At 59.9% G+C, this 12,269-nt stretch carries 11 protein-coding genes; 5 read left to right on the top strand and 6 right to left on the bottom strand.

Annotated features, from left to right (window positions below):
- Nucleotides 1–171: 171 nt before the first annotated feature.
- On the top strand, nucleotides 172–801 hold the full coding sequence (locus HKK55_RS12325; RefSeq protein ID WP_169354935.1) for a lytic polysaccharide monooxygenase auxiliary activity family 9 protein: 630 nt from the start codon (nucleotides 172–174) through the stop codon (nucleotides 799–801).
- A 60-nt stretch (nucleotides 802–861) separates the two neighbouring features.
- On the opposite strand, the gene HKK55_RS12320 is transcribed toward HKK55_RS12325, so the two are convergent.
- A complete protein-coding gene (locus HKK55_RS12320; RefSeq protein WP_169354934.1) occupies nucleotides 862–1,416 on the bottom strand; it encodes a UPF0149 family protein in 555 nt (184 codons plus the stop codon).
- Between the two features lie 42 nt (nucleotides 1,417–1,458).
- Nucleotides 1,459–2,766, bottom strand: coding sequence for a chloride channel protein (locus HKK55_RS12315; RefSeq protein WP_169354933.1), 1,308 nt, complete (start codon nucleotides 2,764–2,766; stop codon nucleotides 1,459–1,461).
- A gap of 148 nt (nucleotides 2,767–2,914) precedes the next feature.
- Between HKK55_RS12315 and HKK55_RS12310 the strand changes: the two genes are divergently transcribed.
- On the top strand, nucleotides 2,915–3,685 hold the full coding sequence (locus HKK55_RS12310; RefSeq protein WP_169354932.1) for a class I SAM-dependent methyltransferase: 771 nt from the start codon (nucleotides 2,915–2,917) through the stop codon (nucleotides 3,683–3,685).
- A gap of 91 nt (nucleotides 3,686–3,776) precedes the next feature.
- Entirely contained in the window at nucleotides 3,777–4,562 is a 786-nt protein-coding gene (locus HKK55_RS12305; RefSeq protein WP_169354931.1) for a sulfite exporter TauE/SafE family protein, read from the top strand.
- A gap of 168 nt (nucleotides 4,563–4,730) precedes the next feature.
- Here HKK55_RS12305 and pcsA read toward each other — a convergent pair whose 3' ends face one another.
- Nucleotides 4,731–5,450: a phosphatidylcholine synthase gene (gene pcsA, locus HKK55_RS12300; protein WP_169354930.1), complete on the bottom strand. Its 720-nt coding sequence runs from the start codon at nucleotides 5,448–5,450 to the stop codon at nucleotides 4,731–4,733.
- 155 nt (nucleotides 5,451–5,605) lie between these two features.
- A complete protein-coding gene (locus tag HKK55_RS12295) occupies nucleotides 5,606–6,544 on the bottom strand; it encodes a class I SAM-dependent methyltransferase (RefSeq protein ID WP_169354929.1) in 939 nt (312 codons plus the stop codon).
- 190 nt (nucleotides 6,545–6,734) lie between these two features.
- Between HKK55_RS12295 and mdeB the strand changes: the two genes are divergently transcribed.
- A complete protein-coding gene (gene mdeB / locus HKK55_RS12290) occupies nucleotides 6,735–9,413 on the top strand; it encodes an alpha-ketoglutarate dehydrogenase (protein WP_169354928.1) in 2,679 nt (892 codons plus the stop codon).
- 211 nt (nucleotides 9,414–9,624) lie between these two features.
- Here the strand turns inward: mdeB and HKK55_RS12285 are convergent, their stop codons facing one another.
- Both HKK55_RS12285 and HKK55_RS12280 read right to left on the bottom strand, forming a co-directional pair.
- The gene (locus HKK55_RS12285; RefSeq protein ID WP_169354927.1) at nucleotides 9,625–10,113 is read right to left on the bottom strand and encodes a DUF1289 domain-containing protein; all 489 of its coding nucleotides are present in this window, start codon (nucleotides 10,111–10,113) and stop codon (nucleotides 9,625–9,627) included.
- A gap of 52 nt (nucleotides 10,114–10,165) precedes the next feature.
- Complete coding sequence (locus HKK55_RS12280; protein WP_169354926.1) at nucleotides 10,166–11,416, bottom strand: ribonucleotide-diphosphate reductase subunit beta; 1,251 nt, start codon at nucleotides 11,414–11,416, stop codon at nucleotides 10,166–10,168.
- Between the two features lie 332 nt (nucleotides 11,417–11,748).
- Here HKK55_RS12280 and fae point away from each other — a divergent pair, with 332 nt between their 5' ends.
- A complete protein-coding gene (fae, locus tag HKK55_RS12275; RefSeq protein ID WP_169354925.1) occupies nucleotides 11,749–12,261 on the top strand; it encodes a formaldehyde-activating enzyme in 513 nt (170 codons plus the stop codon).
- Nucleotides 12,262–12,269: the final 8 nt, after the last annotated feature.

The raw sequence follows: 12,269 nt of genomic DNA, 5'->3' as shown, positions 1-12,269 counted from the left end.
GCTGGTAGGACGAACGGCTGGAGTGCTGTAGGAAAATAGCCGGTAGCCAGCAAAGTCGGGGGAAATGAATCGTTGAAGTAAAAAATACTGGTTGGATGTCCAGTATTTTGTAGGGTAAGTTCGAGCCACTTCCCAAGACGGGGAGTTCTCAAATCTCAAGGAGTGAATGCAATGAACAAACCTCAAACTGAACTCCGACACGGTCGTGTCGTAACCCCAGCCAGCCGTGGTTCGGTGGCTGTCGAACGCGGCCTGTTGGAAAACTGGCAAGTCAACGAGATGGAAGGTGGCAAGAACTTTCCGTCCCTCACCGCCGGGCCGTTTCCTGCGCCTTATGACACCGACGATCAAAGTGTCACACCGCCAGCCGACGGCCATATCCTCAGCGGTGGCAAGACCGATGCCCGTGACTGCATCAACTTTACCGACGAGGAAATGAGCAAGAAGCTCAACATTCCGTTTAGCTGGCCGCTGTTGAATGTCGATGCCGGCCAGGTGTTCAAGGTGCAGTGGGCGTACACCGCAGCGCATACAACCCGTGGTTATCGTTGGTTGATCACCAAGGACGGCTGGGACCCCAAGCAACGCATCAGCCGCGCGCAGCTGGAAGCCAAACCGTTCTTCGAGGACTTTTACACTCAGGTGCCGTACTACCAACATGCAGCGGAACTGAAGGCCAAGGTTGAACACCAGGTGACCCTGCCCAAGGGCAAGAAGGGCCGTCATGTGCTGGTGTTGATGTGGATCGTGGCCAATACCGGTAACGCGTTCTATCAGGCGTTTGATGTGGACTTCAAGTAACCGCTGAGTAAGGGTTACCAACCATGAGAAATGTGGGAGGACGCTCCCACATTTTTTTGCTTAACGCTTGGCCAACCAATAATCATGCAACGTCCGTGCTGCCGGTTCGATGGCGGCAACACGCTGTTGATGCAGTGCTACATCCAGGTCCGCCGGCAGTTCGAAATTATCCTGCTCGGCACACCAGGAAATCTTTTCCAGTTGCCCGGCTTGTTCGGCCGGCAATTCAGGCCAGTTGCCTACGGCAACCCCACGGATATAACCAAAGCACCATTCTTCCGCCAGGGTCAGCGGCTGGTCCTGATGCTCGGTTTCTTCAAAATGGGCCTTGAAGCTTTGGGCGTTGGTCGCCAGTTGGGTGGCGATGGCGTTCATGTGACGCACGCTCAGGTCGAGGAAGCGCTTGGCCTCCTCAGGGCTTTCCCAGGTTGGGTTCTGCCCACCCCAGATGGCCGGGAACCAGTCGGCGACGTCCACCTGTGCCGGGCTGGAAACCAGGGCGGTGAAGTAGCCGTCCAGTTCAGCCAGGTTCAGCACCGAATGGTCGACGCCGTACTTCAACAGGGTTTCTTCGATGAACTCGAAATCGGCGGGGGCGAGAGGTTGGTTGAGCATGGGATAGTCCTTTGTTCGTCGTGCGCCGCTGATCAGGGCGGCCTAAAGCGCGGAGGATGGCGCTTGTAACGGTTTTAATCCAGCCTCTTTTCGGCTTTTTTCCCACCGTTGGCACAGCTTGCTCACACACACAGAGCCCACCACCGCAAGGATGATCGGCACCAGAAACTCATGCTCGATGCGGGTGAATTCCGCCACCAGCACAATCGCCGTCAGCGGCATGCTCATGCTGGCGCCCAGGAACGCCGCCGCGCCAATGATCGCGAACGCGCCCAGCGGTATACCAGGCCACAGCAGGCTCCATGCTCCGCCGAGGATAATCGCCAGCAAGGCGCCGTTGGCCAGCGCGGGGGTCAGCAAGCCACCTTCGGCCCCGGCCCGCAGGCTGCTGGCAGTGATCAACACCTTGACCAGCAGGAGCACAGCGGCCAGGCCGATGGTCAGTTCGCTGTCGAAACCCAATTGCGCCGGGCCTTTGCCATTGCCGAGGATCTGCGGCAGGAAAATCGCCAGGCCACCGATAATCGTGAAGTTGATCAACGACAACACCGGCAGGCGCCAGCCTCGGGCGGCGTTGGCCCGCGCCGCGCCGGTCAGGCGTGTGAAACCGTAGGCGGCCAGGCCAAACACCGGGCCGCTGACGATGGCCCAGGTGATCAGGCCGGGGTCGAGGGTGAAATGCGGCACGACATACTGCGACTCGGTGCCCAGGCCGATCCCGGCCACTGCCGCGCCAATCGCCGACGTTGTCAGGGCAATTACCGCCGCCGGCCAACTGAAGGCCCCCACCAGCACTTCCAGCACGAACACCGCCCCACCCAATGGTACGTTGTACACCGCTGCCAGCCCGGCGCCCGCGCCACCGGCGACGATCAAGCGATGCATGTCGGGTGTCAGTTGCGCCCGTTGCGACAACCAACTGGCGGCCAGGGCACCGACTTCCCGGGGTGCCACTTCACGGCCCAGCGGCGAGCCCAGGGCTACGGTGATGATCTGCAAGAGCGCGTGGGCGAGGGTGGTCTTGGGCGGCATGATCGGCGCCTGGGCCGACACGGCCTGTTTGATGCTCACCAGTGGCCGGCCATAACGATAAATCAGCCACCAGCCCACGCCCGCTACCAGGCCGCAGCTCATCAATACCAGCACCCGACGTTCTGGCGATGCAGCGGTAACGCCGAGCAGAAAGGTTTCGTGGCTGATCAGGCTGTCGAGGCTGTAGCCGTAGGCCAGGTGCTGAATGCCGTGGAGCAGCAAGGCCAGGAACATGCCACCCAGACCGGCGCCGATGCCGGTCAGGACCACCACGAGGGCGAGGATCAACAAGCTTTTAGCGGTGTGGCGAGCAGACATGATTGCAGCCTGTAAAGGGGTCAGCCGATTCTATAGCGGGTGCCCATAGATGCAGACCCCGTTTGTATGGGGCCTCTGCAAAAGGTCCGCCCGTAACATTTCATTACCTTACACTGTGCCTGCTGCCAACCAAGAGGAGAGATTGACGATGTCCGGTGTTCACAAGTCTGCTCAACAGGGTTTCTCTACCCAGGCCACCACCTACGCCCAGGGCCGCCCGGATTATCCGCGGCAACTGACGGGCTGGTTGACGCAGGCGCTGGCGATCAATGCCCAGTCGACCGTTATCGATCTGGGGGCCGGGACTGGCAAGTTCACCCGTTTGCTCAACACCGTCGCGCCTACCTTGATTGCGATCGAACCCGTGGACGCCATGGGGGCACAGTTGCACAAGCTGCTGCCGGACGTACGCCTGCTGTCTGGTACTGCCGAAGCCATCCCACTTGAGTCCGCAACTGCCGACGCGTTGGTCTGTGCCCAGGCGTTCCACTGGTTTGCCACGGAGACGGCCTTGCGGGAAATCCACCGCGTGCTGAAGCCCGAAGGTCGTCTGGGGCTGATCTGGAATGTGCGGGATGAGTCGGTGGACTGGGTCGCTGCCATCACCGAAATCATTACCCCTTACGAAGGCGATACCCCGCGCTTTCACACCGGCGAGTGGCGCAAGGCATTCACCGGCCAATATTTTTCCGCCCTTGAAATGACCTGCTTTCCGTATAGCCACGTCGGCAGCCCTCAAGAAGTGATCATGGATCGTTTCCTGTCCGTCAGCTTCATCGCGGCCCTGCCTGCGGCCGAGCAGGCGCGGGTGACCGAACAACTGCAAACCCTGATCCACACTCACCCGGCATTGCAGGGACGCGACACCGTGGCCTTTCCCTATCAGACCCAGGCCTATCGGTGTCAACGACTGGTATAAAAGGAATAAAGTCAGATCGTATTGATATAAGTAGTTATAAGAAAAATCGCTATGCTGCGGCCAGAAATTTATAAGGCCGCAGGTAGTTGTAATGGATGTGGGTAATTTTGGTTTCGTGGTGGCTGGCCTGGTTGTGGGTTTTATCGTCGGCATGACCGGTGTGGGCGGGGGCTCCTTGATGACCCCGATCCTGCTGTGGTTCGGCATCAACCCGGCGACGGCCGTGGGCACCGACCTGCTGTATGCGGCCATCACCAAGTCCGGTGGCGTGCTGGTGCATGGCAAGAACAAGAACATCGACTGGAAAATCACCGGCTGGCTGACCCTGGGCAGTGTCCCGGCTGTGTTGCTGACCCTGTGGTTTCTCAAGAACCTGCATACCGACCCCAGCGCCATGAACGCGGTGATCAAGCAGGCGTTGGGCGTGGTGTTGCTGCTGACGGCCCTGGCGATTCTGTTCAAGAAAAAGTTGTTGGCCTTCGCCCAGCGCCATGCGGGCGATGACTACCATATGAACCCGCGCAACCTGAATGGCCTGACGGTGGTCACCGGCGCGATCCTCGGCACGATGGTGGCCCTGACCTCCATCGGTGCAGGTGCCCTGGGCACCGTGGCGCTGTTCATTTTGTATCCATTCCTGGCCACCCGACGCCTGGTGGGCACAGAAATCGCCCACGCCGTACCGCTGACCTTGGTGGCGGGCCTTGGGCACGCGAGCATGGGCAATATGGACTGGCACTTGCTGGGCTTTTTGCTGATGGGCTCGCTGCCGGGGATCTACGTGGGCAGCCATATGACCGGACGAGTGCCGGACGGGATCCTGCGCCCGTGCCTGGCGGTGATGCTGGCGATGATCGGGTACAAGTTGGCGTTCTAAGATCTGATTGTGGCGAGGGGGCTTGCCCCCGTTGGGCTGCGAAGCAGCCCCAATAAGGCCACTACATTTTTTCAGATAAAACTCAGTGTCTGTTTTTAGGGCTGCTACGCAGCCCAACGGGGGCAAGCCCCCTCGCCACAGACGCTCGTCACTACACGTTTGCGGTGATCAATGGCGAGATTTATCCAGCCACTCCACCGCCGTACGCCAGATACAAATCCCCAGAAAATACGCCGACATCAACAACCACAGCCCCATGGTCAGGTGGTTGGTGTAGGGGTAGTCCATCACCAGCAACAAGCTGCACAGCAGCCACACCGTGGTCACCGCGATGTTGATCGGCATGAAGCGCTTGACCCGGAATGGGTGCAGGAACTTCATCGGCGTCACGGTCAACAACGCCAGACCGATCACCGTCAGCAGCGTGACCCACGGCGCCGGGGCGATGATGTAGACGCACAGCGCTACGACGTTCCAGGCGGCGGGGAAGCCCTGGAAGTAGTTGTCCTTGCTCTTCATGTTGACGTTGCAGAAACAGAACAGCGACGACACCAGGATCACCGACACGGTGAACAGGTGGGTGAAGTCCGGCAAGCCGACATAGCGATAGATAAACAACGCCGGAATAAACACATAGGTCAGGTAGTCGATCACCAGATCCAGCACCGAACCGTCAAAGCTCGGCAGTACGGTCTGCACATTGACCCTTCGCGCCAGCGAGCCGTCGACGCCGTCCACCACCAGTGCCAGGCCAAGCCACAGCAGGCAAGCCTTGGGCTGGTTCTCGAGCAACGCCAGGGTTGCCAGGAACGCCAGGACCACACCCGTGGCGGTAAAACCATGGGCGCCCCATGCTTTGAGTCTGGCTACATGTAGAGTCGATATCACTAAGGCGTTCTCCAGAAGGTGAAGCGGGACAGCCGACGGTTGGATGATGCGTCGTCGAATCTGACCAAAGGGTGCATGTATCGACCGGGTGACGGGGGATAAGGTTCACCTTCCCGGCGTAATGGTTAGCGTAGCAAGCGTTCGGCGATTCGGCATCAGCCTTGGCGGAACACCAGCGCTTTTAAACCACTTTGAGGGTCTACGTCGGGGAATTCCGGCGGGTTTTCCAGGCGCTGCTCAAAGCGCAGGCCGGGGGCTTCGCGGGTCACACCGTCGATGAGGAAGTCTTCACCAAAGGCCGGATCGTTCATGCACGCCAGCACGGTGCCCTGTGGGCTCAACAGGTCTGGCAGGCGGCGCAACACCCGCTGATAGTCCTTGGTCAGCAGGAAACTGCCTTTCTGAAAGGAGGGCGGGTCGATGATCACCAGATCGTAAGGGCCGCTATGGGTGACCTTGGCCCAGGACTTGAACAGGTCGTGGCCCAGAAACGTCACCCTGCTCAAGTCATGACCATTGAGCCGATGATTGTCACGGCCCCGGCTGAGGGCGCCACGGGCCATGTCCAGGTTGACCACGTGGTCGGCGCCGCCTTCGATAGCCGCCACGGAAAACCCGCAGGTGTAGGCGAACAAGTTCAGCACCCGCAGGCCCTGAGCTTGCTCACGGACCCAGTTGCGGCCATAGCGCATGTCAAGAAACAGCCCGCTGTTCTGCTTTTTGCCCAAGTCGATCAGGTAACGCAGGCCGCCTTCGGTGATGGTCAACTCGTCGACCGGCTCCCCCAGCAACCATTCGGTGGTGCTCTGTGGCAGGTAGCGATGTTGCAGCGCCAGGGTATGGGCGCCCGACTGCTGCCATTCTGACGCGGCGGTTATCTGCATCAGTTGCTGTTTCAAGGCCTCGAGTTCGGCCGCTTGGGGCTCTTTGAACAGTGAGACCAACACCACCCCTTGCAGCCAGTCCACCGTCAGTTGTTCCAGGCCCGGCCAGCAGCGGCCACGGCCGTGGAACAGGCGCCGGGTTTCTGCAGGGGCAGTGTGCAGGGCGATGAGCAAATGGGCGTTAAGGGTGGCGAGTGCGTCTGGGTTCATCGGGCAGCGTCGGTCGTTGAGCGGGCGGCATTTTAAACACAATTGCCGGGTTTCAGGGTGTCGAAGCACAACGTGCTTTGAATTTCAGGATTGACAGTGATTTATGCTCAAAAAGGATCTTGGCTCGGGCTACAACAGTCAAAAAAACCTTCTGTGCCGGCATAAACTGGAAAAAAGCCCGGAGGTGCCCATGAACGGTTTCGCGAGTGCAGTGAGTCAGACAGCGATGGATCAGGAAGAACTGGCCGAATGGCGCGACGCCCTGGAATCGCTGGTGTCCCATGCCGGCGTCGAACGCGCCAGGGAAATCCTCGACATGCTGGCTGCCGCTGGCGGTGCGCCCGCGATCGGTTGGAAGCCACGTCACGGCACGCCTTATATCAATAGCATTGCCCCAGACCAGCAACCGCGTTTCCCCGGCGACTTGGCCACCGAAGAGCGTCTGGCCTCCGTCGTACGCTGGAATGCCCTGGCCATGGTAGTGCGGGCCAACCAGGCCTATGGCGAACTGGGCGGCCATATCGCCAGCTACGCCAGCGCCGCCGACTTGTTCGAGGTGGGCTTCAATCACTTCTTCCGCGCCCGCAATGACCGTTTCGGCGGCGATCTGGTGTTCTACCAACCGCATTCCGCGCCAGGCATCTACGCCCGGGCTTTTCTTGAAGGGCGCTTGAGCGAAACCGACCTGGCCCACTATCGCCAGGAGCTCGGCGCTCTCAAGGCGGGCGCGCGCGGGTTGTCCAGCTATCCGCATCCGTGGTTGATGCCCGACTTCTGGCAGTTTCCCACCGGCTCCATGGGCATTGGCCCCATCAGCTCGATTTTCCAGGCGCGCTTTATGCGCTACCTGCAGCACCGTGGCTTGCAGGACACCACCGACCGTCACGTATGGGGCGTGTTCGGCGACGGCGAGATGGATGAACCGGAAAGCATGTCGGCGCTGACCCTGGCTGCCCGCGAAGGCCTGGATAACCTGACCTGGGTGGTCAACTGCAACCTGCAGCGGCTCGACGGCCCGGTGCGCGGCAACGGTCGGATCATCGACGAACTGGAAGCCTTGTTTGCCGGCGCCGGCTGGAACGTGATCAAAGTGGTCTGGGGGTCGGACTGGGACGCCTTGCTGGCCAAGGACACGGAAGGCAGCCTGGTGCGCACCCTGTCCCAGACGGTAGACGGCCAATTCCAGACCTTCGCCGCCAAGGACGGTGCCTACAACCGCGAACACTTCTTTGGCCAAAGTGAAGCCCTGGCCAAACTGGTCGAGGGCATGAGTGACGAGCAGATCGACCGCCTCAAGCGCGGCGGCCATGACATGCTGAAAATCCATGCCGCTTATCACGCCGCCCGCCAGGTCAAGGGCAAGCCGACGGTGATTCTGGCCCAGACCAAGAAAGGCTTCGGCATGGGCGAAGCGGGGCAGGGCAAGATGACCACCCACCAGCAGAAGAAGCTCGACCGTGACTCACTGCTCGCCTTCCGCAATCGCTTCCAGTTGCCGCTGTCGGATGAGCAGACCGAATCCCTGAGCTTCTACAAACCGGCTGAAGACAGCCTGGAGATGCGGTACCTGCATCAGCGCCGCGCGGACCTGGGCGGTTATGTGCCGAGTCGCGGCCAACAGGCGATGCCGGTGAGCGTGCCGCCGGTGTCGGGGTACGGCGGCTTTGCCACTCAGGCGGATGGCAAGGAAATGTCCACCACCATGGCCTTTGTGCGCATGCTCAGCAACCTGCTCAAGGACAAGGACCTTGGGCCCCGCATCGTGCCCATCGTTGCTGACGAGGCACGCACTTTCGGCATGGCCAACCTGTTCAAGCAGATTGGTATCTATTCCAGTGTCGGCCAGCGCTACGAGCCGGAAGACATCGGCTCGATCCTCAGTTACCGCGAGGCCACCGACGGGCAAATCCTCGAAGAAGGCATCAGCGAAGCCAGCGCCATCAGCTCCTGGGTTGCGGCGGCCACCAGCTATTCGGTGCATGGCCTGCGCATGTTGCCGTTCTATATCTACTACTCGATGTTCGGTTTCCAGCGGGTGGGCGACCTGATCTGGGCCGCCGCCGACCAGCGCGCCCGGGGCTTCCTGCTGGGGGCTACGGCCGGGCGTACCACCTTGGGCGGTGAAGGTTTGCAGCACCAGGATGGCAGCAGTCATCTGACCGCCGCCACCGTGCCCAACTGTCGCGCCTATGATCCGGCGTTTGCGGGTGAATTCGCGGTGATCCTCGACCACGGCATGCGCCAGATGCTGGAGCACGACGTCGACGAGTTCTACTACGTGACATTAATGAACGAAAACTACCCGCAGCCGAGCCTGCCGGAAGGTGTCGAGGCGGCGATCATCAAGGGCATGTACCGCCTCAGCGGGCAGGACAAGGCCACGGTGCGTTTGCTCGGTTCCGGCACCTTGGTACGCGAAGCCCAGGCTGCTGCGCGGTTGTTGGCCGACGATTGGCAGGTGATGAGCGAAGTGTTCAGCGTCACCAGTTTCAGTGAGCTGGCCCGGGAGGCACGGGAAGTGGAGCGTTGGAACCGCCTGCATCCGCAACAGCCGAAGCGCCAGAGTCATCTGGCTGAGTGTTTGCCCATGGGCACGCCGGTAATTGCGGTGTCCGATTACGTGCGGGCGGTGCCACAGATGATTGGGTCGTACCTGGATTCAAGCTACACGGTACTGGGTACCGATGGGTTTGGTCGTAGCGATACCCGGGCGGCGTTGCGGGACTTTTTTGAGGTGGATCGTTATCACATTGTGCTGGCGGCGCTGACGGCGTTGGTGGAGCAGGGGGTTCTGGATCGGCAGATTTGCCAGCAAGCGATTGAGCGGTATGGGTTGGACACAGAGCGGGGAGCAGCCTGGAGCTGCTGACTGGCGAAGATCCAAATGTGGGAGCGAGCAAGCCCGCGAAGGCAGTTGTAGCCGCTGCCGAAGAATGAGGCTGCGATGGGCTGCGAAGCGGCCCTAAGGGCGGTCCTGCGGACACGCATCGCAGCCTCGTGCCTCGACAGCGGCTACAGCCGCATTCGCGAGCAAGTCGAATCGTCGCACCGCCGCTCCCACATTTGGTTTATGGCGCTCTTTAAAGCGTGGCTATTAAAGGCGCGCCAAAATTCTCCCTGAGAAACCCCGGCGCGATATAGCGCTCGTAATGCGCCTCCGACAGCAGGAAAAACTCCCGGTCAATCGCGTGCCGCAGATCCGTCAATTCCCGTTCACGAAACTCCGGCAGCAAGGCCAAACCATAAGCATCCAACCTGGACATCACCCGCGCGCCCCGGGCGATCAGCTGATATGCCCAGCAGTACGGCGACTGGTGAGGCATAAAGCGAATCTTGCGATCTTCCAGTTGCTGGCGCAGGCGTTGGGGATCCAGCACTTCCAGCTTGCTGGTCATCACCTGTACCAGCAATTGCTCGAGGCGCAGCCACACGGCGTGTTTCTCTTCACCGCTGTAGCCATTCCACTGGATCACTTCATGGTGATAGCGCTTGCACCCACGGCAGACCAGATCCCCGTAAACGGTGGAGCACAGGCCGACGCAAGGCGTCTTGATGGTTTGATTTGGCATAGAAAAGCATCAGTACATAAAACAAAACGGCCCCTGATGGGGCCGTATGAGATCAATCCCAGCTAAGCGCACCGCCGGTTTGATACTCAATAACCCGAGTCTCAAAGAAGTTCTTCTCTTTCTTCAAGTCCATGATCTCGCTCATCCAAGGGAACGGATTCGTCGTCCCTGGATACTCTTCCTTCAACCCAATCTGCGACAGACGACGGTTAGCGATGAACTTGAGGTAATCCTCCATCATTGCCGCATTCATCCCCAACACCCCACGCGGCATGGTATCGCGAGCATATTCAATCTCCAGCTGAGTCCCTTGCAGGATCATCTGGGTCGCTTCTTCCTTCATCTCGGCATCCCACAAATGCGGGTTTTCGATTTTGATCTGGTTGATCACGTCGATACCGAAGTTCAGGTGCATCGACTCATCCCGCAGGATGTATTGGAACTGCTCGGCCACACCGGTCATTTTGTTGCGGCGGCCCATGGAGAGGATCTGGGTGAAGCCGCAGTAGAAGAAGATGCCTTCCAGGACGCAGTAGTAAGCGACCAGGTTGCGCAGCAGCTCTTTATCGGTCTCAACAGTGCCGGTTTCGAACTTCGGATCGGAGATCGAACGGGTGTATTTCAGACCCCAGGCTGCCTTTTTGGCGACCGATGGGATCTCGTGGTACATGTTGAAGATCTCGCCTTCATCCATGGCCAGCGATTCGATGCAGTACTGGTAGGCGTGGGTGTGGATCGCTTCTTCGAAGGCCTGGCGCAGGATGTACTGGCGGCACTCCGGGTTGGTGATCAGGCGGTAAACGGCCAGCACCAGGTTGTTGGCGACCAACGAGTCGGCGGTGGAGAAGAAGCCGAGGTTGCGCATGACGATGCGACGTTCGTCGTCGGTCAGGCCTTCTGGGTTTTTCCACAGGGCGATGTCGGCGGTCATGTTGACCTCTTGCGGCATCCAGTGGTTGGCGCAGCCGTCGAGGTATTTCTGCCAGGCCCAGTCGTACTTGAATGGCACGAGTTGGTTGAGGTCGGCGCGGCAGTTGATCATGCGCTTTTCGTCGACAGCGACGCGGGCGGCGGAGCCTTCCAGCTCGGCGAGGCCTTCGGCGACGTCGAGTTTGTCCAGGGCGGCCTTGGCGCGAATGATCGCGGCCGAGTCGTTGGCGGTCACGTTACGCGCTTCGATGGCAGCGGCAGCACCGGCACCGTCGAGGCGATCCATGTTGGCTTCGCTGGCGTGGCCGGCGTTGGCGCCTTTGATCACCGCTGCACCGGTGTCTTCTTTGTCGACTTCATCCCAACTCAGCATTGAAATACTCCTTCCTGGTTCGTTCTGACGGCGGCGGTTTTACTCTCCGCGCGCACTCAAAAATGTGCGGTTTGCAGGCTTCAAGGCATTGAAATACTGCGCATAGTGTGGTCGATTTTTAGCGATCTTGCACACTATGTAGTGGTGGTTTGTGTTTGTTGGCACACTATATGGTGTGTAACAACGATGGTCAACGCACAAGACCGGACCGATGGTCGCAGGGCCATGAGGAAAACTCACAGCCCTATGACTTTTAATGGTTACGGCCGTGGCCTGGGCCAGTGCTAAAAAATCGCCAACCAGCTCCCTCATAACAAAAGAGCGTTTGCGATATGAAAGAACTCGACCTGTACATCGGCGAAGGCTTCGAAGGCCCCGGCGTCAATGCTGCCCACATCAACATCCTGATCGGCCCGCGCAACGGCCCGGCGGGCCAGGCGTTTGCCAACAGCCTGGCGTCGCCAAGCCAGGGCCATTGCCCCTTTATGGTGATCGCCCAGCCGAATATCCCGGTCAAGCCCATGACCCTGTATGTCAACAAGGCCGCCATCGGCAGTGACCTGCATGGCAATGCCACCTGGGGCGCGTCCCAGGCCGGAATCGCCAAGGCGGTGCTGGAAGCCTTACTCGACGGCACTTTGCCGCCCGAGGCTGAAGACGAATGGGCGATCGTGACGGCCAACTGGGTCAACCCGGCCTGCGATGACCTGGATGCGGTCTACCACAACAACTACAACGCCTGCCGCACGGCCATCCGCGCGGCTCTGACCGGCCTGCCTGCCACCGCCCAATTGGCCGATGCAGTCGCGCACATCAGCAACCCTTTCTACACGCCAAAAGCCTGAGGATGACC

The sequence above is a fragment of the Pseudomonas sp. ADAK18 genome, from assembly GCF_012935695.1.
In the GTDB taxonomy this organism is placed as follows: Bacteria; Pseudomonadota; Gammaproteobacteria; order Pseudomonadales; family Pseudomonadaceae; genus Aquipseudomonas.
This window is presented reverse-complemented; position numbering and strand designations above follow the sequence as displayed.